The following is a 20,567-nucleotide window of genomic DNA, read 5'->3' as shown; positions in this document are numbered from 1 at the left end:
TCCTAACTTCTTGCCACTTCCAAAATGGGGAGGATACTCGTTGATTCCAAATATTCATCTAATCGAATGTTTTGTGCACCAATGATAGAATTTCGGAAATCTGATTTTTTAAAAACTGCATCTACCTGAGAGACTATAGAATCAAAATTTTTGGATTCAAATAAAATTCCAGAATTACCTAAGGTTTCCGGTACAGCACCTGCAGCAAAGGCAACTACTGGTAGATGAAAATAAATGGCTTCCATAAGAGGAACACAGAATCCTTCATGTTCACTCATCGATAAAAACATATTACTTTCAGCGTAGATTTTTTTTAACATCGAATCATCAACGTAAGAAATGATTTTCACTTCGTTTGTGAGATCTAAGTGGTGAATCATAAAATTGAGTTCATCTAAATAAGATTGTTGGTTTGGATTACAAAACCCCAACATTCGCAAAGAAAATTGATTTCCCATTTTGGATTTCCATGTTCTTGCAAAACGAATTAGATCATCTTGTCGTTTATTTGGCGCTATGCGACCAACGAATAAAAAAGAAGGAAAATCAAAGGATTTTAATTTGAAATTTCTGGGAACATCTTTCCATTTTTGAAAATTCAAATGCAGCGGAAGTAACCGTGCATGATTAAATCCAATTTCTTGTAATTCATTTAAGTTAAAATTTGAAACAGCAAACGAGTGGTGAAACGTATCACGGATGATTTCTAAATCTTCACGACCTTTGCGTAATAGATAGGAAAATTTAAGATCGTACCCTGAGAAAAAATTTTCAGGTGTTACATTGTGATAAATTAGGATTTTTCGATTTGGAAATTTTAGAACAAAGTCTAAAACATCACTATGAATGGAGTGATGATAAACTAACACATCATTTGGTTTGATTTTAGCTTTGGTAATTTTTTCTGCATACTTTCTGTCATAAGAAAAAACGTTTTCTGCAAAAATTTTTCCGTTGTATCCTTCTTTGCCAAGCAAACGTTTTATCTCTAACATTTCTTGGGAGATGGCGTCACCTAATTGGAATCCTGCAGAAAATTGATGTATGTTCATTGGATACCAGTTTTTAGAATTCCAGAAACCACTTCAGAAAATGGAAACTGATTGTATGATTCCAATACTTGGTATTGGTGAGAAATCAAGGAAGCCCGTTTTTCTTTATCAGTTAAAATCTCTTTTATCTGTTGTATGATTTTTGGATAATCCTTTGTTTCCAATAGAACTCCTGCGTCTTTCATCGTGCCAGGAATGGCTCCTTTTGCATAAGCAAATACAGGAATGCCAGAGCCAAATGCTTCTAAAATCGGCAAACAAAATCCTTCATGTTCACTCATGGAAACAAAAGCTCCTGATTCCCTTAAGATTGATAATACTTCTATATCCGTTTTCCCAGTTAAAAATTGAACTTTATCTTCCAATCCAAATTTTCGTACAATTTCCGTTAGTTTATTGAAATATCCATCAAAAGCACCTATGATAGATCCAATACACAAACATTTGGCTTCCGGAAATTCTTTTGTCCAATAAGAGAATAATTCTATCAAATCTTCCCATTTTTTTTGAGGAGAATATCTACCAACAAATACCAAAGATGAATTCCATCCTTTTGCATCTGATTTTATTTTTACATCATAAGATTTACAAATTGGAATCACATAAGGATTTTTGAATTGATATCCAGCGATCGTTTGGAAATTGAAATCTGAATCACACCAAATCGAATCGCAAAAAATAGATAAACTAGCAATTTCTAAGTAAGATAAGGATTCAAATTTTTCCATTGCAAAAAAAATATCGGATGTTGTGGTATCTTTGTAATAGATAGCTGGTGTTATATTGTGGAATCTTAATATTTTTTTGCCAGGTAAATTTTGGAACAAATGGTAAGGGTATCCGGCTCCACCGTAATGTAAAATATGAATATCATCTGGCGATGTTGGATGGTTGAAAGAATTTATCGAGTGAAACTGACTTGGTAAAGGTTTGCCCTTTCTTTCTATTCTGGTAATAAAATGTGATTTGTATCCAAGAGATAAAAATACTTCTGAAAGTCCAATTGCATCATTTCCAACACCATCAGAATCTTTGAGTTCATCTAAATGTTGAAAAACATTCATGTATCGAGTTTTGTATATTTGTAAACTTTCGTATCTTCCGTTGTGGAAAGATCTCGAACTTGTTTGAAACCAAGAGTTCCTAAATATTTTGGTAAAAGATCCAAATCAATTTCGGAAACTTGTAGATCGCGGAACGGACGATTGGCGTCTGTTGGTTTTGTGGAAACGGAAAAATACAAATGTTTTCCAGTATCAATGGACATTGAAATTTCAGCAAAAATTCTTTCGATCCAAAAAGATGGAAATCTTCCTAGAGGTAAGTAGACTAAAACATCAGAAGATGAATTTAGGATTTGTTTTAATGGAAATAGTTTTTTTTCCAATTGGATCGTGGCCGTAATTTTACTTTGAATGAACTTAAACTCTTCTTCATGCGATGTGATACATTGGAAGGGAATTTTGTTCATAGAAAGTTGTTTGAGAATGTCACCCCATTCAGGAAACAATACGGTGATTTTATTTGATTTAGAAATATCTTCTAAGGCAAGTTTCCAACTGGGATTGGATCCTGCGTCTGTAAAATAAGAATTCACTGCCCAACCAAAGTTAGGCAATTCATCTGAAGAACCATTTAGCAAATGGTCTCGATAAAAACCGTCAAATCGATTCTCAATTTGTTCTAATCTTTTCCCTAACCTGACAAGTTCATGCAAAACAGAAAAAAAGGCACGGATCCGATTTTCAGAAAGTTTTTTGTCGATGAGTCCGTAAACAGAGATTAGGCGAGTGATGATGAATTTTATAGGTCCTTTGATGAACCAAAATTTGGGATTAGAGAACTTAGGACTGGAAATCCCTTTTTCAAATAGATGGGCCGTACCAGCAGGATCAAATTTGCGAAAACCCTGAGGTGATTCAGGTTTGTAACTGACTTTTGTGAGTTCTAACCAATCGGGTTTTTGTGTTGGATCGAGTGGGATCTTCGATTCGATTTTTTGTACCAATTCCGATACATTCAACTGTGGGTCGCGGATTTCGACAAAGGGGGAGGGATTGAAATTCTTTTTGTCTTCCACAGTTTTCTTTCTTTTGTTGAGAGGATTTGAAAATTTGGAAGAATGGCAACTAAATCTTAGGGCCGAATCGGAAATTTCCCTTTTCTATGAAAAAAAAACATATTTTAGTCACCGGAGCCACTGGATTTGTCGGAAGTTACCTCCTTCCTGCTCTCGAATCCCAAGGAGAGTCCGAAATCCATTGTTTTCAAGGTGATATTCGTGACCGAAAGGCCGTCACAAAAAATTTAGAAGATATCCAGCCGGATACTCTCATCCATTTAGCGGCCCAAGCTTTTGTACCGATTGCCATAGAAGATCCTTGGGAAACAGAAGAAATCAATGTGGGAGGGACACTCAACCTTCTAGAGACCTTACACCGTTTGCAAAGACCTTGTAAAATGTTGTATGTTTCTTCGGCAGATGTTTATGGAAAACAGGACCTCTCCCTCCTTCCTTTACAAGAATCCTTTTTACCCAATCCAGTGAACCCCTATGCCGGTAGTAAATTGGCAGCCGAAGCATATTGCCGGCAGTACGCGCAGTATAGCCCGTACGTATCAGTAGTGATCGCAAGACCATTTAACCATATTGGAATTGGGCAAAGGAAAGAGTTTGTCATACCTAACTTTTGTTCCCAAATCATTGAAGCCAAACATACAGGAAAAAAAACCATTGCTGTTGGTGATTTAGATCCCACTAGAGATTTTTCTCACGTAGAAGATATTGTGAGCGGTTATCTCACTTTAGTGGAAAAAGGCCAGTCTGGTGAAATTTACAATATCTGTTCTGGAGAAGAAAGAAGCATTCGTTATATGTTGGAAGAGTTGGTTCGATTTTCGGGAGCGGAGATCCAATTTGAAGTGGATTCCACAAGAGTACGCGCCTCAGAAACTTCCAAAGTTTATGGAGACAATTCTAAACTAAAAAACCTTGGTTGGAAAAACAAACATAGCTTAAGCGAAACTTTGAAACAAATTTACAATCATTTAGAATCTGATTTTTTAAAATCTAAACAGACGGACTGAACTTCTTTCCAAGTATTATCCGACACCACTTTTTTGATAGTTCCTTTTTTGCCTGTACGAATCAAAGATTCTAATGTTTTCATTCTTTCTTCTGTTGCAGGATGGGTACTTAAAAAATCGGTAATTGATTTGGTGACCACTTGATCATCTTTGGCATTACTTTCTTTAGGGTTTTCTTCTGATTTGGTCATTTCCTTCTCTAATTCTTGCATCCTTTGGAAAAAGGTAAGAAGACCCGAGGTAGATATATTTTGATTTTTTAAATATTCGATAGATGTGATGTCGGCTTCTGTTTCAAAATCTCTTGAAAACTTTAAAACTAAAATTGTTGATCCAATTTCAGTAAAGGTTTCTAAAAATTCCATATTCCCAAGTCCGGGGCCGATCACCAAACTAATAGCAAGCGAAGTGCCACCAGCTTTCACCAAATTTCTCATATGGTGTCTTTTTTCCACGTGCGCAATTTCGTGAGCCAAAACTCCAATGACTTCTTCTTGTGATTTGGCATCGTTTAACAATCCGGAAAAAAAATAGATTTTGCCATTAGAAAGAGCAAAGGCATTCGGGATGGTAGAAGCAATGACGGAAACGGAAAACTCGTGATGGCTACCTTTAGGAACGACTTTTTTTAAGGCTTCCGCAAAAAATCTGTCTGTGGCTTTGGTATTACATGCTTCAAACTGAGCATCCATTTTGAGTTGAACGGATTCACCTAAAGATTTGTCAGCCGATAAAGGAATGAAGTTGGTTACGAGTTCTAATCCTTTAAAATAGAAAAAACCAATGATGGATACGATGAGGATGGATAAAATTCCAAGCACAATTGGATTCATTTCTCTAATGGAGTAGAAAAAAGCATGGCTGTGGCTTTGGGACTTTTTGGTTTGGATCCAAAGGGATTCTAATTGTTTCCCTTCTTGTTTAGAACAATAAATTTCTAAAACAGGACTTTCTTTCACTTCATCCGGAAGTAGAACCAACTTACAACCCTTATGCGTCAAAGTGAGCTCTGTAAATTGGGAAAGGACAAGTTTGTGATTGGTATCACCTGATGAAAATTCTAAGGTTTGGCCGTGGATCAGAACGGTTCCTTCTTCAGGAACCGCTGATACTCCGTCAAAATATCGGGATGTAAATGTTTGATTTTGAAACAATGTTTATGATAGGAAGGCTTCTAAAGTTTCCGCAATTGCTTCCAATCCTTCCGCGGTAGCGTTTGCAGTTGCATCTGGTTGCGCTGAAATAGTGGAGAAATCAATCTCTGCCTCCAAACTGACCGACTCAATAAAAAGTCTAGTCAATCGGACTACAGCCCAAGCAAATCCAATTCCTAAAGTAAATAGGATGATTAAATATGCGATGAGAAAATTTACAAAAATTTTGCCACCTGTGATATCAGATCTAAATTTTTTCCCTTGGAAACTGGTCCTATTCCAAATGTAGTTTTGAACGTCTGCCAGAAACCAGGAATAGTAAATTCCAAGAGTCACAATGCTCAAAAGGAATCCTTTTAAGTAGAGAAAAAAAATCTCCTTCCCCTCTGCGGAAAATCCAAAATTTGTATTTCCGTATCTAGTTTTGCTTTGGATGTATGCTTCCTTTTCTGCAAAAAACCAAGGATAGTAGATTCCTAATGTAATGATTGTTAGTAGGATTCCTTTTCCGTAAAGTTTTGCCACTTCCAAAATTTTACCATCAAATCCAAATCGGAGATTACGGTAACCAGTACGAGAAGTAAGGTACTTTCTTCCACCTACCACGATGATTGGAACGAGAGCTAAAAACACTCCTAATGTCAGAAGATACCCAACGATCATACCAAAGTAAGGAATGGGAATGAAATTTAAGATGGTTTGGATGATGTAAATTCCAATATAAAGAACTATGAATATTCCTAAAGCCTTGAGAAATCCTATGAATCTCTCTTTTCCTGTTCCATGGAAGGAAAAACGTTCGCCAGCCCATTCCAAATTTTCTGCCATAAATTTTTGAACATTGGTTCTTGCCCAAAAACTATATATTCCTAATGTAACTACGGTCAGAAACATGTTCTTCAACAGTAGAATGAAGAGTTGCCCTCCCGTTGCGTGGTATTGTAATCTTGTATTGCTCATTTGTCTCCCCAAAGGTGGATTAGTGGGGAGATTATATAGGATTCAAGAAATGGGTAAAGAAAAATATTTCCTATCCATTAGAAATACAGATTGCACGATGGAATCAACTCTCGCTTTATTAGAGGAATCACTGAACTTGTCCCTCACACGGCCAGTCTATTTGTATAGAATGCGAATTATCTTCCAACTTATTCTAGTATTTGTAATCTTTGTCTCAGAAAGATTTGCCGATTCAAGGCAAGAATTACCACCTACATTGGGAGATTTAAAAGGACAGGATAAATCGGTGCGTCAACCGCCTGATCGTAAAGACAAAAAAGGATGTTGCAAAATCAAATATCCTGCAGGTGGATATGATTTTTTCCTCGCAACAGAGGATGATTGTCGTGCTAGTTTATACTTTGATAGATATTTAGGAGAAAACAATACTCTATGCTTTCGATGGGAAGGGGAATAGAATTTGGCAATTTTATGGGCGTTCGAGAACAAGTTTTACAAACATTAGTCAAAATCTTTCCTTCCTATGATGTCTCTCTTGCCATTGCTGGTGGTGGCTGTAAGGCATTTTATGCACTCGGTGTGGGAAAAACCCTGCGTGAATGGGGTGTGCGGTTCACAGAACTTTCAGGAGTTTCTGCTGGTGCAGCGATGGCACTTTGTATCCTTTCCCAAACAGAAGAAGAGTCTGTCGAATACTTTGAAGAAATCACAAAACGAAATTCGCGTAACTTCCATTTCTCGAATTTTCTTCGTGGTGAATCCACTTTCCCCCATGAAGATATGTACCGTCGTACCATTCGATTTGGAATGAAGTTTGATAAGGTTTTGGAATCGGGGGCCAAAATTTGGATCCATTCGGTGAAGGCCCATCCCAAGGAAGATTCCTTAAAGAATAAGTTTCGTTTGGCGAGACTCATTTCTGAAACAGGACGAGCTTTTATTCTGGACGATCGGGATCGGTCGGAAGGAATCCCTGCCAATCGAACTGCCGAAATGATCAAAAAATGGAATATGGTAGATGTGGATTTTACAGAAAAAGATTTTGTAAATTCCGAAACTATCGAACAATTCATCATGAATTCTTCCTCCATCCCTCCCATTGTTGACTTTCAATCTGTGGGGAATGAGTATTATTTAGATGGCGGTCTCACCAATAATATGGTCATCGAGACTTTTTCGCATAACGCGAAAATCATTGGAATTCATTATGAACCCAATACCATTGTGGGTAAAGATCCTGATCTTTTGGCAAGATCTTATTTAATCACTCCTTCGAAACCTTTACCTATCACCTCCTTTGACTATACAAATCCCAAAGGGGTTAGAGAAACTTATGAATTGGGCAAGGCGGATGCTTTGGCCCAAAAAAACGCAATCATTGATTATTTGAGAAAGGATTGAAGGGCCGATAGTCCATTTCGTAAAATTTCTTCGTCAGAAATTAAACTAACTACAAGAAAACTCCTGTTATGCGAAAACCCATACCAAGATCCTGGGTGGACAAAAACCTTGGTTTGAGTCAAAATTTCTAGAACTATATCTTCATCTTTTTTTTCCAAATCCAATTCAAATAAAAAATACCAACCGGCTTCCATTCCTGATTTATTTATGATTTTTAGGTTTTCCTCTGAAAACAAAATACACTGAGCCATGTTTCGCATAATTCTTGTTCGAATCCGATTCTGAATCATGGTTTTCCAAGGCAAAAGTTCGGGTGTAGCTAATTGTACTGGTGCGTTGACAGAAAGGTATGTATCGGCAATGAAATCTAAGTTTTTTTGAATTTCGGATCTATATGGCTCTGGACTTTGAATGAGAATCCATCCTAGTTTGAATCCAGGGAGTGCCAACATTTTGGAGAATCCGTTGCAGATGAGTAGAGGGAAGGTTGGTGTTTCTGGAATTTGGTGAGGTTCACCAGAAAATTCGTAACCTACAAAAACTTCATCCAGTAATATGGGAATTTTAATTTCTAAAGCCTCCCATTCCTTCCAAAACTGGGCTGTGGTTTTAGAACCTGTTGGGTTTGCGGGACTCACAAGAACGATGAGTTTTGTTTTTGTGCTAATACAATTGGCAATGGCTTCTGCTGAATACACCCAGTTTCCGGTTTCAGGATCTTCTTTCAGTGGGTAGTGGACTTCTTTTAAATTTTCGAGGCCAATGAGAAAGCTAAATAACGGATAACCAGGGTTTGGTGTTAGTATTTCATCCCCTGGGTTTGCGAATAGTTTAAAAATGTAGGAGTAGGCTTCCGAGGTACTTGCCGTCAAAATCAAATGGGACAAGTCGGTTTGGATGCCTCGATTTTTGTAATCGGAAACAATTACTTGTCTAGCGGATTCCAACCCTTCGGCTTGGGGTTCATATTGACTAAGATCCAAGTTGGAAAAAATATGGGAGAGGGCGGAAGGTGGAAATTCCAACCCTAGTTTTGTAGGATTGGAACTGGTGAGATCAATGATTTCATTTCCCGATTTTTCTAATCTTTGTTTGGTTTGGTGGATTTTGTTTTCTGAGTTCAAATCACCTAACAACTTAAATCGGTTAGAAAATGAAAAATGAGATTCGGTCAAATTATCCTGCTTGGTGTAAAAATTTCGCAATTTTACGAACGAGAAATCTTGGTGAAATTCGAACGGACTGTGCCACGAGAAAATTCATAAAACCTGGAATTTTGATTACTTTCTTACTAAACAAAGCATCGAGTCCACTATCAACTACATCTTGTGATTTCATAATGAGAAACGAAGACTTTACCAAATTGATTTTAGTCATATTGGCTCTTTCAAAAAATTCCGTTTGTGTTGGTCCTGGACAAAGGCAAGTGACGGTAACTCCATAATCTCTTACTTCTTCTGCTAATCCTTCACTGAGCGAAAGGACATAGGCTTTGGAAGCATAGTAACTCGACATGAGAGGGCCCGGTTGGTAGGCGGCAGTCGAGGCAACATTCAGAATATAACCATCCTTTGCTGCTACCATATCTTGCAAAAACAAATGGCAAAGTTCGGAAAGAGTTGTTACGTTGAGTTGGATCAGTTGGGATTCTTTTTCGAAAGAATTTTTATGGAATTCCCCATTGATACCAAAACCAGCATTGTTCACCAAACAGTGAATGGATAATTTTAGTTTTTTAACCGCTTTGTATAAAACCTCTGCGGAATTTGGTTTTGCTAAATCTTGGGCAATGACAACACTTTGGATCCCGAGTTTACTTTTGATCTCAGCAGCCAATGCCTTCAATCGATTTGAGTCTCTAGCAACTAAAACAGGAGTGTATCCTTTTTTAGCCAAAGTCAGAGCAAAATCTTTTCCAAGTCCAGTGGAAGCACCTGTAATTAACGCGTATTTCATAGAGGGAAATTTATTACGGAATGTAAAAGTTGGCAATTCGAAACTAAATAGTTTTGGAAATTTTGAACGGCTGGTCAATATTAGTTTTATGAGCCAACCTTCTACCCATCCGCTTCATACCATCCAAAAAGAAAGAGCCATCATCTTCATCCTCGCCGCCCTCCAATTTTTACACATTTTGGATTTTGTCATCATGATGCCGCTAGGTCCAGTCTTTATGGAAAGTTTCAAAATCGATTCGGCAGCTTTTGGGTTACTTGTTTCTTCCTATTCCATCAGTGCTGGTGTATTCGGACTCATTGGAGCTTTGTTTTTGGATTCTTATGATCGCAAAATGAGCCTTCTTGTATTGTTTTTCGGATTTTCTTTTGGAACTTTACTTTGTGCTTTTGCTCCCAATTATGGATTTTTACTTTTTGCCCGGGTCGTAGCTGGTGGGTTTGGCGGAATGATCGGAGCAACCGTTCTTTCCATCATTGGAGATATCATCCCTGTATTCAGAAGGGGAACAGCAACTGGTGTTGTGATGAGTTCTTTTTCTGTCGCTTCTGTTGTTGGAATTCCCATTGGTTTGTCTTTGGCAAATAAGTTTGGATGGCATTTCCCATTCCTTTCTTTGGCTATAGCTGGATTTTTAATTTTGCCAATCGGATACAAGGTATTACCATCCATTCGTTACCATTTGGATTCGGATGTTCATCCCAAACAGTCTCAACTTAAATCTCTAAAACAAGTAATCACTAAAAAAGACCATTTTGCCCCATTTATCTTTATGGTGTTTTTGATGTTTGGTGGTTTTACCATCATTCCATTTCTTAGTCCATTTTTGGTCTCTAACGTTGGTTTAGCGATTGGTGACCTTCCTTATATTTATTTTTTTGGTGGGTTGTTTACTTTTTTTACAAGTCGATTCATTGGAAAATTATCAGATCGTTATGGAAAATTAATGGTTTACCAAATCATTTCTATTGCTGCAGTGATTCCCATCGTGATTGTGGTGACATTAACAAAAACCTCATTACCTGTTGTGTTAACAGTCACAACTTTGTTTATGATTTTGGTTTCAGGAAGGATGGTGCCTGCTTTTGCTATGATCACATCGGCAGTGGAACCTAGAATTCGTGGTAGTTTTATGTCTGTCAATTCGGCCATCCAACAGATTTCATCTGGGGCCGCTTCTTATGTTGCCGGACTGATATTGGTGCAGTCTCCAGATAACCAACTTGTGAATTACGAACTTGTGGGAATGATTTCTGTATTTAGTTTGTTGTTTAGTGTATATTTAGCGAAAAAAGTTAAAATTGCAGGATAAAGTTTCAAGTATGTAGAATAAACTAGCGAACGTTAGCTTATTCTACAATTCTAATTTACCAGTGTCAAGAAAATCGATGATCATTAGTTTTTGAGATATAGTGACCATTTTTTTTTCGAGTAGTTGGTTTAAAATTTCTGCAGCTGTTCCGATTTCCATTCCATTCAATTCAGAAAAAATAAACTGAAAGTTTTTATCGATTCTGTTTTCACCAATATAGTTAATCAATTTTTCACTTGTTTCTAAAATCAATTGTTGTCTATGAATGAGCCCTTCCATTGTGGAAAGGATAATCGAAACCTCTGGATCTTCGGCAAAGAGTTGCATCATGTGATCATAGATTTTTGGAGATTGGAGTGGTAGTTCGTAGATAGAATCACCAAGAGCTGTGTATAAGGATTTTTCTTCTTCGAAATCGAGCCCGGTGTATTTATTCAGATTGGATACAATTTCTGAAGGTAAAATTACAATAAACTGACAAGCATATTCTGGTTCTTTTAAGTAACGAACAAAATACTGAATCAAATCACAGATTCTCAAATAACTGACAAAAGTCCAGTATTTGAAACTACGAATATCAAACATATGTTTAATGGATTTTTCTCTTTTGATAGAATCACGAATGTTCATATAGTTTTCAAAATCACATTTAAAAAGATAACTGAGAGTGTGATTTGAAAACGATTCGATGATTTCTCTTACAAGAGTAGGCTCACCAATATAAAGAAAATAAGAGATTAATTCTAAATTGTCTTTGGAATTCCAAATGAACTTTTCTAGAGTTTTTGCAGGAATCTGTGAAAAAGCAGAAATTCCAATTTTGAATGTGACTCTATCTTGTAAAAACGCCTCGAGTTTTTCCTTAGCAATACAATCTTCATCTACGTCTTGTTTTGCGAATGTTAGCCTGCAACTGGGAGGGCATGCTTCATAGAGGGATGTACCGAGGAAACATTTTGGCATAGTTTATTGTAATAATTCTCCACAATCTCTCATTTCAGGAGCGTATGGATTTTTTACTTCTTTTCCTGTCATTACCCAAGATTTATCGACCATTGGACAGTAAAATCGATTGTACCGAGATTGGTTTGGCACCTCAGTTTTGATTTGAATCAATATTTCTTGAATTTTGGAAATTTTTTCATAACTCGTTTCCAAATCACTTCCCGCAGCAGGAATCAAAGTACCCAAAGATTCACTCCAGGCTTTCAATTTTGGATGTCCATTTGCCGCTAACGCAGTATTGGCTTCTGAAAAAGTTTTCCAATTGGGTTTTGGATCGTCTTTTAGATACTCTTCCAGAAGGATTTGGTTCTCCGCTAGGAGTTTTGCAGCAAGGTTCTCGTGCGCTGGTTCAAAGGGAACGACCGCTTCCTTGCAAGAAAGGGCAAAAAAGGCTAAAACGATGACTGAAATCCGAAATACATTCATATTTTGATTCTTTTTTCCTAAGTGGGAATTGAAATTCAAATTTTAGTTTCGAGTTTGTGATGGGACATTGCTTTTTTCTCGACAAAGCCGGTTTTTCAAGCATGATGACAGAAAAGTTCACGAAGGTGTAATTCCATTATGATTATTGTAGAAGGCATTGGCCACGTCAGTATCCCCGTCTCCCAACTCGACACCTCTATCGATTTTTATCGGGACATTTTTGACTTCGAATTGGAGACAAAGAAGGCTACTGAGGCGATTCTTTCTCTAGATGCGTTTCGAATTCGTTTGGTGGTAGCAGAGGTTCCGGATAGGACTCTCCCTATCCTTAGTTTTGTGATGGATGTGGATGATTTCACAGAAGCCATCAGCGAACTCGAGGAAAAGAATGTAAAGATCATCAAAGGGCCAGAAGGAACTGATTCTGGGGAAGGTCTTACATTTGCAGACCCAAGCCAAAATTTAATCGAGATTTTCTATTCCAATTAAATCCTGTTGATTTTTTAAAAATCTTACTTACTATCCTCTTGGTATGTCGGCAGAGAACCAAGGGGGTGGGAACGAATTAGACCTACTTACCGATTTCAAAAAAGGTTATGTGTACTTCCTCACTGGATTCCAAAGTTTGGTGGGAAGTTTTCTTCAGTTTCTTAGCACTGGACTTTCGGAAACCAACAAACGCGAAATTTTACCCTTTCGAAAAAACCTAGACCAAGAATTAGACAAAGCTCAGAAAAAAATCAAAGAAATCATCTTTAACTTAGATGAAAAACATATGTTTGCCCTAGTGCGAAAGGAATACTCACGTTATTTTTCGCGTAATATAGATGAGGCGAGTCGAGACGATTATGTTCAGTTTCATTTGATCTTTGAAATGCTTCGTTACTTTTATATTGAAAGTAAGGAGGCATGGGTTTATTTACGTGAAGCTGTATTGAATGCGAAGTTTAGCGAACCTGATTTTCAAACCAATGCCCTTTTAAACTATAGAATTTTGCCTGCATTGGAAAGGTTGAACCAACTTGAGATTTTTCTCAAACGAATGAGTTTTATTTTACAAATTGATAATCCCAATTACTTAACCGAATTCAAACCTACCAAACCAAAGTTTCGTGATCGTATTGTTTACCGACTTTCTTCCGTTTTTGATGAATCTTTATATGATAAACCACCTTCTTTGGAACCAGAAGATTCAGGAATTGTTTACAAAGCCGATGAAGTCATTCAAAAAAATGAGGACGATTCGAATCAAAAAAAAGTTTGGGCAGCACAAAAATCAAAAATAAAGGAAGAGAGTGTTCCTAATTATATCCAAGCCTATGGAAAGTATACTTGGAACTCCGACCAACATTATTTTTTCAGGTACGAACTGGATAAATATTTAGCAGAAAAAAGTTTATTTAAGTCAGCCATTAGTTTGGATTTACATCTTGGGGCCGATGAACAAGTCCTTCGTGCAGAACTCATTCGTTCTATGACAAGTACAGAAAAGAAAAATAAATCTGCTGAAGATTTTGAATTAGAATACCAAAACTTTCTAAAGCAGTTTTTTCTATTTTGCGAAAACATTATTTTAATGAACATGATGATCCCTAACCAAGTAAAATATGTGTTTTTATTTCATTTGGGGCCTTCTCATTTTTATATGATTGCCAAAAAGTTTTTAATGGAAGTAAACACAGGTTATATCCATGCACGCGGAACGGATGGTAAAAAAGTAATTCGAGTGATTCCAGGGGAATATGTAAAAAAACACATAATTGATTATTGGAATGAAGTGATTTTACCAAATGTTGGTGAAGAAAAAAACAACCTGGCTTTATTAAAGAAGCTAACTGAAATGATTGAAGAAAAATATAAAGAAATCTCTAAGTTAACGATTCAAAAGTATGATGAATTGGATGAGGATACGAAAAACTCAAAACCAAGAGATTTAATCTTTCGTGAACATATGAACGAGTGGATGGGTGCTGCAAATATAATCATCTTTAAAAGATTTGTAAAAAATAAATCTTATTAAAGGACTAAACTACAAGTTTTTGAATCTGCTGTGATGTAAAACTGTGTCGCAACTCCCGCGGGAAATGGGATGATTGGGTCGTTTTGTAGAACATAGTCGGTAGCTTTACATGACCGATCAAACACTCGGACGGTCACTGTACTTTCGCATCCAATAGTCAGATTTCTAGAAGCTAATAAGGTATCGGTATGGAAAGCTTTGGTTTCTTGGCCGTCAAATTCAACAGACAAACTACTTCCTTGTTTTAATTCAATTTCTGGGCCGTACTGTTTGCCTGTAACCGCATAGCAGTCGATAAAGTATTCCATTCCAGCACAGTTCACACCTGTTTTTGAGTTTGGCAAACAAGAACCACCTGATTTGGAAACAGTAATAAATCCCGAGTAAGCACCATCGGGAACTTTAGTGTAGAGTTCTGTTCCAAGATTGAGAGTGATGGCGGCAACAATATCGTTAAAACGGACAACGGTATCCACGCCAAAATTTTCTCCTTTGATCACAACTTCAGTAGCAGAATAAAAGGCATTCAGGTTATTTTGCGCAGGAGTACCAATCTGTGGAGTGACAGAGGATATCACCGGTGGTGAAGTGAGGAGAGCGGCCAATGGATCTTCTGAAGAGGAGGATATACAGGAAAAACTGCTTCCAAGTACTAGTGAGAATCCGATTGTGTATAAAATCCTTCTCATGACGGCTACTTCCATTATCGGAAATTCAAAACTGTTTTCATTTCTATTTTTTTGTCCTGGAGAAATTCTATGAACACTGTCACCCTTCAAATTCATCATACTTATGTAGCATTAATAGAATTAAATCGACCAGAAGCAAAAAATGCGATTTCCATCCAACTTCTGGCGGAACTACGAGAGAAAATCCAGGAAGTGAAAGGAAGTTCAGCAAGGGCCCTTGTTCTTATCGGGAAAGGGGATTCGTTTTCATCGGGTGCTGATTTAAAAGAAAGAAAGTCTATGTCTGACTTACAAGTAAAACAGTTCCTAAAAGATATCAACTTATGTTTTTCTGAGCTGGCAAATCTTCCGATTCCTACAATTGCGGCCATCAATGGATTTGCCTTTGGTGGGGGTTTGGAGATGGCAATGTCATGTGATATTCGTTATGCGAGTGATTCGGCACAAATGGGACTCACGGAAACAAAACTCGGAATCATTCCAGGGGCAGGGGGAACCCAAAGACTCGCTCGTATTGTGGGAGAGTCAACAGCTATGGAATGGATATTTTCAGGTAAAAAACTGACGGGGAAAGAAGCAATGGCTCGAGGCCTTGTTTCGCAAAGTTTTGAGCCAGATCATTTAAGGGAATCTTCTCTTGCCTTAGCACGGGAGATATCGGAATCTGCACCTATCGCTGTTTCTGCTGCCAAAAAGGCGGTACGCCATGGGATGGAATTACCAATGAAGTCTGCCCTAGAGTGGGAAAGATTGTGTTATTTTGAGACAATAGGCACTAAAGATCGAGTAGAAGCCTTGCAAGCGTTTGCTGAAAAAAGAAAACCTAATTTTAAGGGAGAATGATCCGTGATTTTAACCGGAAAAGAAATTTTAAAAAGACTGGGTAGCGATATCAAAATCGAACCATACGATGCGAATCTATTAAACCCAAATTCATATAACTTACGATTACACGAAGATTTATTAGTTTATTCTGAATTTCCTTTGGATATGAAAAAACCAAATCCAGTTCAGACCTTAAAGATTCCAGAGGAAGGTTTGTTATTAGAACCTGGTAAACTCTATTTAGGAAGGACAATCGAATTTACAGAGACTCATAACCTAGTTCCTATGTTAGAAGGTCGTTCTTCCATTGGGCGGTTGGGAATGTTTGTTCATATCACCGCTGGATTTGGAGATGTAGGATTCAAAGGATTTTGGACTTTAGAAATCCAAGTAACACATCCACTTCGGGTGTATTCTGGAGTACAGATTTGCCAAATTTTTTACCATACGGTAGAAGGGGAAATCAGCGAATATAAATCAGGTAAGTACCAAGCCAACCAAGGCATCCAGCCATCTTTGTTGTACAAAGACTTTGAAAAGAAATAAGTTTTAGAAGTTCTTCGAAGAGGATTGGAAGGGCCGATTTAAAACCTGCCTCCGAAAGGATGGCAGGTTTGTTAAAGAATGATTATTTTTTAGCTTTGAACGTACAGTCCCATTTCGGGTCATCAAGATTCAAACCACCTAGTTTCACCCAGTTGTTTGTTTTTCCAATAAAGGTAATGGAACAAAGTGTTCCTTTTAAATCCAAACGATTTCCACCTTCAAGGGAAGTAAATTTTCCACAGTAGGTTTTTCCATCACGTGGGTTGTAGATCTTTCCGTTTTTATAAACACCTTCTCCGGCGTAATCAAAACCTGTGATGAAAACCATGCCAAGGTTTGGTCGGTTGCGTAACTTTGGATCTTCGTTGTTGTGGTCTAAATAAGGAGTCCCGGGAACACCTTTGTCTTTTTCTTTTTCCTGGTAAGCATTGTCTTTGATACAAACTGTTTTTCCGCAGTATTTATCACCACATTTGAAAATCTCGATGACTGAGTCTTTTTCAGGTGGAAGGTATCTTCCCACTGCAACGTCAGCCTCTTGGGCAAGTAGAGAACTTCCTGTGAAGAGGATGGCCGTCCATACACTTAAAACAAGTTTTTGATTCATATAGATCCTTATTCTATAAAATTGGGTTCAATCATTCTGACAGAAATTTTTTCTCTGGCAAGCTGGTTTTTTGAAATTCACAGCTACAATTCAGGAAAATACCAAATTGAAACAAATCGGCAAAAGATATAAAAGTATTATGTTTCTTATTCAATCGAAAGATCCTGTTAGAGTATTTCTAACAGGATGTGAGAGAAGAAAGGTTACAGTTTAAGGACTAACCTCAATTAATTGAGGCTAGTCGCTTTTTCTAACAACTTAGAAAGTTTGAGAACGTTTTTGTTTGTTGGGTCAATGGACTGTGCTCGAGTTACATAAGTTACGGCACGGTCAACATTTCCAAGAAGTCGGCTAACGTCTGCAAGGTTAATTAGGTTTTGGAAATTTTCAGAGTCATACTTGAGTGCTTCTTGTGCCGCTTTCAGAGCACTTTCGTAATTCCCAAGTTTTTTCTCAGACATTGCTAAATAATACCAATACTCGCCTGAACCTTCGTTTTCTTTTAAGAATTCAGTTAAAACTTTTGCGGCAATATCGTATTCTTTCCCTTTGTAACTGACAAGTCCAAGAAACTTGTTTAGTTTTTGGTTGGAAGCATCTCCGAAGAAGGCTTTTTTCATGACCGTGATGGCTCTTTCTATTTCGCCATTTTGGTAGAGAACTTTTCCTTCTTCAAAGGCACCGGATGTAGTGAGTGCTTCGTCCCAATCATCACCAGGAGTATCGAAGAAATCATCAACGGATTGGTTTGATAGATCTTCTTTTTCAGGGCTGTGAGAAATAGGGGATTTTTCACTTTTGAAGACAACACTTAACATTGAGATATCGTCTGTCACATCACCAGATTTTTTGACTAACTTTTCAACTTCATAAATATCACCATCAGCTTCTTCCACAAATCGAAGTACCATGGTTTCATCTTCGTTGATGGTTCTTACGTCTTCATCTGGTGTTAAGTCAATATCATCGCGTCCATCGGAACCAAGGATCAATTGGTCACCAGGTAACAGTTGGAAGGTTTGTACTTCGAATGGATATTCAGAATCCAATCCTAGTTTACGTAGTTTCAATTCATCTTCGATGAAACTAGCCTTTCCATCTCGGTATAGTATGCTATAAGGGTGTTCTGCATTGAAATACCAGATTTTTCCTGTTTCATCGTCAATCAACATGACAGTTGCAGAGATGACCATAGTACCACTAAATGATTTGAATACGGCATTGACTTCTTCATAAACGTCTGTTAGCCATTCTTCTGGAGTACGATTGAGAATTCTCTTGTTACCTGCAGACCGTGCCATAATGGAGTTCATGACCACACCCATTACGAGGGAACCACCAGCTCCTTGCATGGATTTCCCCATGGCATCTCCGTTCATCACCATCGTATAACGACGGAAATCTTCAGGTTTTCCTAATTTTAGGTTTCCTGTGATACAAATATCACCACCTAGATCTCCGGTTTTATTCCGGAATTCGAAGGTTTTCTTTTGGTGAACAAAGAAGTCACAACGGATATTATCTGACTTGTTTGCGTTAAAAAATAGCGGTTTCGCAAGAAGTGAAGTGAGGAAGTAGTCACCATCTTGTTGCACTTTCAAACGGTGGATCTCATCCATTTTTTCTTGCAGTTCTTTGGTTCTTTCTTTAACTTTTTCTTCCAAGTTTTCTGCGTAGTCTTGGAGTTCTCGTCTTGCATCTCGAATGGAGGACACCATCCCGTTAAACGATTCTGCCAAATAACCAATTTCATCATTTACTTTGATAGGAACTTCTACTTCTAAATTTCCTTGGTTTACTTTTTCTACCCCAGCAAGGAGTGAATAAAGAGGATTAACAAGTGCTGATCGGAAAAATAATGGGAAAATGATAAGCAAAACAAACATCACAATCGCTAGAATGATAAGTTCTAACTTTGCTGACTTGTGCATGTATGCACGGTAATCGCGGTAATTAAAACCTACTTCCCTGTTGATTTTTTTCTTCGCATCATACGTCATATAAGCAATGTAATGCGAAACTCCGTCTAAATCTTTTCTATAATGTCTAGTTAAATCCGGTTTGAAATAACGGAAGAACTTCAACATCTCAACACGAAGATCCCGTCCTGAAATTTCTTTTCCGTCCCATTTGCAATCATTGACATGTTTGAGAATGGCATCACGGAAACTGTCTACGTTTTTGACTTTTTCAACGTATTTAACACCTTCTTCGCAAAACTGTTCTGGTAAAATGTCTCCCAGTTTGTTTGTGTTGATAAAGGTTCTGCGATTGAGTTTCTCTATTAGTTTAGAAACTTCCGCTTTTAGTTCTGCACCTTCCGAATCCGGATTTTCTTCCAAAAACTGAATGATCGCGTTTTTATATCCTTCAAAATAATAAGGTGTCTTTGCCAAACTGCTTTTGAGTGAATTTCGGTAATCGGCTTCACCAATGGTAACCACTTCATCGTACAAAGCAGTGTTGTAAAGATCTGCTTGAACCAGTGGAAGATCCATATTTACAGAAGATGGTAAATAGGCTTTTTTCAGATTTTGGTTGGACAAGTCATACTCAATGACAAATAAAATGTCCTTCGACCTTTCCCCACCTTCGGCCACACGCAGTGCCTTTTGTATAGCGGTACTGTCATAAGAAGTTTCCTTTTCTTGGTCCACTAAGTAACTGAATGCCTGCATGATGAGTAGGATGGTTACAAAGGAAATTCCTACAATTTTCACCATAAAGGTAGTTCGTTCACTACTGTTGTTAATAAAGGTAATTGTGATAATGAAAAATGTTAAAGTGAAAAGTAATACAAGAGCTGTGAGATAAGTGGAACGTTCCATGGCACCGTCACGGCTCATCACGTTCGTGATGTTTGGTACTACAGCTGCAATGAGAGCAGCAATCAACATGATAAAAAGTGTTCCTCGTTTATCTTTGTTTAGGTGAAAAATTCGATAACCAGGAAGAACTAGGAAGTTGACGAATGAATAAGCTGCGATGAATAAACTTAAAATCCTACTAGCACCTTCGGAATTAAAATCCCAATGGTGCGCAGTGAAGTGGTATTTTCTTTCACCTTGTGATACTGTGACAAGGAACCAAAGAACAACTACGATTGCTACTGCATGAAGGATCGCCAGCATGATGGATGCGGCTTTTGGATTCTCATTATCAGGAAATCGAAAGAAAAACTGACCGAAATGGGTGATCCCAAAGAGAATAAACCCACCAGTGATCCAACGATGGTAGGATGCGATGGGATGGTAATAAAAAGCACCGAGTAGGTATCCAAATTGGAACAAACACAAAAACAGACAGGCGAGAGCCATATGTTTAGTGGAAACGGTTCTATCTTTTAGCAGGAAAAAGAAAGTAGTCAAGACCGCAAGGAGGACAGTGACAATTAAACTACCGAATGTATAATAATTTGTTAGTATGTGGTCAACGGATAATATGCTTTCACTCATAGGGTCTTCTAGTTGCTAATTTAATACGAAATCGTAACAGGCGCAAGTAACGAAATCAATTCATTTTCCTAC

20 protein-coding genes are annotated in these 20,567 nt (G+C 37.6%); 8 read left to right on the top strand and 12 right to left on the bottom strand.

Features of this window, described 5'->3' with window-relative positions; genetic code table 11:
* Positions 1-2 precede the first annotated feature (2 nt).
* From EHQ24_RS10255 to EHQ24_RS10245, 3 genes are read right to left on the bottom strand one after another with little or no spacing between them, the layout of a single operon-like run.
* Positions 3-1,052, bottom strand: coding sequence for a glycosyltransferase family 4 protein (locus EHQ24_RS10255; protein WP_135601548.1), 1,050 nt, complete (start codon positions 1,050-1,052; stop codon positions 3-5).
* Complete coding sequence (locus EHQ24_RS10250) at positions 1,049-2,116, bottom strand: glycosyltransferase (RefSeq protein WP_135601547.1); 1,068 nt, start codon at positions 2,114-2,116, stop codon at positions 1,049-1,051. Before EHQ24_RS10250 ends, EHQ24_RS10255 begins: the two co-directional genes overlap by 4 nt.
* On the bottom strand, positions 2,113-3,132 hold the full coding sequence (locus tag EHQ24_RS10245) for an LIC_10202 family protein (RefSeq protein ID WP_135601546.1): 1,020 nt from the start codon (positions 3,130-3,132) through the stop codon (positions 2,113-2,115). The genes EHQ24_RS10250 and EHQ24_RS10245 overlap by 4 nt, the downstream gene beginning before the upstream one ends.
* Before the next feature lie 86 nt (positions 3,133-3,218).
* Here EHQ24_RS10245 and EHQ24_RS10240 point away from each other — a divergent pair, with 86 nt between their 5' ends.
* Positions 3,219-4,139, top strand: a complete 921-nt coding sequence (locus EHQ24_RS10240) for a GDP-mannose 4,6-dehydratase (protein ID WP_135601545.1) — start codon at positions 3,219-3,221, stop codon at positions 4,137-4,139.
* On the opposite strand, the gene EHQ24_RS10235 is transcribed toward EHQ24_RS10240, so the two are convergent.
* Together EHQ24_RS10235 and EHQ24_RS10230 are read right to left on the bottom strand one after the other, a co-directional pair.
* Complete coding sequence (locus tag EHQ24_RS10235; protein WP_135601544.1) at positions 4,097-5,293, bottom strand: M48 family metallopeptidase; 1,197 nt, start codon at positions 5,291-5,293, stop codon at positions 4,097-4,099. The genes EHQ24_RS10240 and EHQ24_RS10235 overlap by 43 nt on opposite strands.
* 3 nt (positions 5,294-5,296) lie before the next feature.
* On the bottom strand, positions 5,297-6,253 hold the full coding sequence (locus EHQ24_RS10230) for a YjgN family protein (protein WP_135601543.1): 957 nt from the start codon (positions 6,251-6,253) through the stop codon (positions 5,297-5,299).
* A 49-nt stretch (positions 6,254-6,302) separates the two neighbouring features.
* Here EHQ24_RS10230 and EHQ24_RS10225 point away from each other — a divergent pair, with 49 nt between their 5' ends.
* A complete protein-coding gene (locus EHQ24_RS10225; protein ID WP_244310377.1) occupies positions 6,303-6,710 on the top strand; it encodes an LIC_11321 family protein in 408 nt (135 codons plus the stop codon).
* The gene (locus tag EHQ24_RS10220; protein ID WP_135601542.1) at positions 6,686-7,654 is read left to right on the top strand and encodes a patatin-like phospholipase family protein; all 969 of its coding nucleotides are present in this window, start codon (positions 6,686-6,688) and stop codon (positions 7,652-7,654) included. The genes EHQ24_RS10225 and EHQ24_RS10220 overlap by 25 nt, the downstream gene beginning before the upstream one ends.
* On the opposite strand, the gene EHQ24_RS10215 is transcribed toward EHQ24_RS10220, so the two are convergent.
* Positions 7,636-8,829 carry a pyridoxal phosphate-dependent aminotransferase gene (locus EHQ24_RS10215; protein ID WP_135601541.1) on the bottom strand — a complete coding sequence of 398 codons (1,194 nt, stop codon included), beginning with the start codon at positions 8,827-8,829 and terminating at the stop codon, positions 7,636-7,638. The genes EHQ24_RS10220 and EHQ24_RS10215 overlap by 19 nt on opposite strands.
* Position 8,830: 1 nt before the next feature.
* Positions 8,831-9,610, bottom strand: coding sequence for an SDR family NAD(P)-dependent oxidoreductase (locus tag EHQ24_RS10210; RefSeq protein WP_135601540.1), 780 nt, complete (start codon positions 9,608-9,610; stop codon positions 8,831-8,833).
* Between the two features lie 88 nt (positions 9,611-9,698).
* Between EHQ24_RS10210 and EHQ24_RS10205 the strand changes: the two genes are divergently transcribed.
* Positions 9,699-10,922, top strand: coding sequence for an MFS transporter (locus EHQ24_RS10205; protein WP_135601539.1), 1,224 nt, complete (start codon positions 9,699-9,701; stop codon positions 10,920-10,922).
* A gap of 42 nt (positions 10,923-10,964) precedes the next feature.
* Here EHQ24_RS10205 and EHQ24_RS10200 read toward each other — a convergent pair whose 3' ends face one another.
* Both EHQ24_RS10200 and EHQ24_RS10195 read right to left on the bottom strand, forming a co-directional pair.
* Positions 10,965-11,885, bottom strand: a complete 921-nt coding sequence (locus EHQ24_RS10200) for a hypothetical protein (RefSeq protein WP_135601538.1) — start codon at positions 11,883-11,885, stop codon at positions 10,965-10,967.
* Between the two features lie 3 nt (positions 11,886-11,888).
* A complete protein-coding gene (locus EHQ24_RS10195; RefSeq protein ID WP_135601537.1) occupies positions 11,889-12,392 on the bottom strand; it encodes a DUF3347 domain-containing protein in 504 nt (167 codons plus the stop codon).
* Positions 12,393-12,491: 99 nt separating this feature from the next.
* Here EHQ24_RS10195 and EHQ24_RS10190 point away from each other — a divergent pair, with 99 nt between their 5' ends.
* Both EHQ24_RS10190 and EHQ24_RS10185 read left to right on the top strand, forming a co-directional pair.
* On the top strand, positions 12,492-12,842 hold the full coding sequence (locus EHQ24_RS10190; RefSeq protein ID WP_135601536.1) for a VOC family protein: 351 nt from the start codon (positions 12,492-12,494) through the stop codon (positions 12,840-12,842).
* Between the two features lie 43 nt (positions 12,843-12,885).
* On the top strand, positions 12,886-14,373 hold the full coding sequence (locus tag EHQ24_RS10185) for a hypothetical protein (protein WP_135601535.1): 1,488 nt from the start codon (positions 12,886-12,888) through the stop codon (positions 14,371-14,373).
* On the opposite strand, the gene EHQ24_RS10180 is transcribed toward EHQ24_RS10185, so the two are convergent.
* The gene (locus EHQ24_RS10180; RefSeq protein ID WP_135601534.1) at positions 14,370-15,062 is read right to left on the bottom strand and encodes an LIC10067 family putative lipoprotein; all 693 of its coding nucleotides are present in this window, start codon (positions 15,060-15,062) and stop codon (positions 14,370-14,372) included. The genes EHQ24_RS10185 and EHQ24_RS10180 overlap by 4 nt on opposite strands.
* A gap of 69 nt (positions 15,063-15,131) precedes the next feature.
* Here EHQ24_RS10180 and EHQ24_RS10175 point away from each other — a divergent pair, with 69 nt between their 5' ends.
* Both EHQ24_RS10175 and dcd read left to right on the top strand, forming a co-directional pair.
* Entirely contained in the window at positions 15,132-15,905 is a 774-nt protein-coding gene (locus EHQ24_RS10175; RefSeq protein WP_135601533.1) for an enoyl-CoA hydratase-related protein, read from the top strand.
* A gap of 3 nt (positions 15,906-15,908) precedes the next feature.
* Positions 15,909-16,433 carry a dCTP deaminase gene (gene dcd / locus EHQ24_RS10170; RefSeq protein WP_135601532.1) on the top strand — a complete coding sequence of 175 codons (525 nt, stop codon included), beginning with the start codon at positions 15,909-15,911 and terminating at the stop codon, positions 16,431-16,433.
* An 82-nt stretch (positions 16,434-16,515) separates the two neighbouring features.
* Here dcd and EHQ24_RS10165 read toward each other — a convergent pair whose 3' ends face one another.
* Both EHQ24_RS10165 and EHQ24_RS10160 read right to left on the bottom strand, forming a co-directional pair.
* The gene (locus EHQ24_RS10165; RefSeq protein WP_100789103.1) at positions 16,516-17,040 is read right to left on the bottom strand and encodes a DUF2147 domain-containing protein; all 525 of its coding nucleotides are present in this window, start codon (positions 17,038-17,040) and stop codon (positions 16,516-16,518) included.
* Positions 17,041-17,267: 227 nt separating this feature from the next.
* Positions 17,268-20,495, bottom strand: coding sequence for a SpoIIE family protein phosphatase (locus EHQ24_RS10160; protein ID WP_135601531.1), 3,228 nt, complete (start codon positions 20,493-20,495; stop codon positions 17,268-17,270).
* Positions 20,496-20,567: the final 72 nt, after the last annotated feature.

This window comes from Leptospira noumeaensis (assembly GCF_004770765.1).
GTDB lineage: Bacteria > Spirochaetota > Leptospiria > Leptospirales > Leptospiraceae > Leptospira_A > Leptospira_A noumeaensis.
Note: the sequence above shows the minus strand (reverse complement) of the source record. Positions and strands in the feature narration are given on the sequence as shown.

Bases quoted from the DNA above. Each gene is read 5' to 3' on its own strand.
- EHQ24_RS10255 (WP_135601548.1), bottom strand. From the start codon at position 1,052: ATGAACATACATCAATTTTCTGCAGGATTCCAATTAGGTGACGCCATC.
- EHQ24_RS10250 (WP_135601547.1), bottom strand. From the start codon at position 2,116: ATGAATGTTTTTCAACATTTAGATGAACTCAAAGATTCTGATGGTGTT.
- EHQ24_RS10240 (WP_135601545.1), top strand. From the start codon at position 3,219: ATGAAAAAAAAACATATTTTAGTCACCGGAGCCACTGGATTTGTCGGA.
- EHQ24_RS10230 (WP_135601543.1), bottom strand. From the start codon at position 6,253: ATGAGCAATACAAGATTACAATACCACGCAACGGGAGGGCAACTCTTC.
- EHQ24_RS10225 (WP_244310377.1), top strand. From the start codon at position 6,303: ATGGGTAAAGAAAAATATTTCCTATCCATTAGAAATACAGATTGCACG.
- EHQ24_RS10220 (WP_135601542.1), top strand. From the start codon at position 6,686: ATGCTTTCGATGGGAAGGGGAATAGAATTTGGCAATTTTATGGGCGTT.
- EHQ24_RS10210 (WP_135601540.1), bottom strand. From the start codon at position 9,610: ATGAAATACGCGTTAATTACAGGTGCTTCCACTGGACTTGGAAAAGAT.
- EHQ24_RS10205 (WP_135601539.1), top strand. From the start codon at position 9,699: ATGAGCCAACCTTCTACCCATCCGCTTCATACCATCCAAAAAGAAAGA.
- EHQ24_RS10200 (WP_135601538.1), bottom strand. From the start codon at position 11,885: ATGCCAAAATGTTTCCTCGGTACATCCCTCTATGAAGCATGCCCTCCC.
- EHQ24_RS10190 (WP_135601536.1), top strand. From the start codon at position 12,492: ATGATTATTGTAGAAGGCATTGGCCACGTCAGTATCCCCGTCTCCCAA.
- EHQ24_RS10185 (WP_135601535.1), top strand. From the start codon at position 12,886: ATGTCGGCAGAGAACCAAGGGGGTGGGAACGAATTAGACCTACTTACC.
- EHQ24_RS10180 (WP_135601534.1), bottom strand. From the start codon at position 15,062: ATGAGAAGGATTTTATACACAATCGGATTCTCACTAGTACTTGGAAGC.
- EHQ24_RS10175 (WP_135601533.1), top strand. From the start codon at position 15,132: ATGAACACTGTCACCCTTCAAATTCATCATACTTATGTAGCATTAATA.
- EHQ24_RS10165 (WP_100789103.1), bottom strand. From the start codon at position 17,040: ATGAATCAAAAACTTGTTTTAAGTGTATGGACGGCCATCCTCTTCACA.
- EHQ24_RS10160 (WP_135601531.1), bottom strand. From the start codon at position 20,495: ATGAGTGAAAGCATATTATCCGTTGACCACATACTAACAAATTATTAT.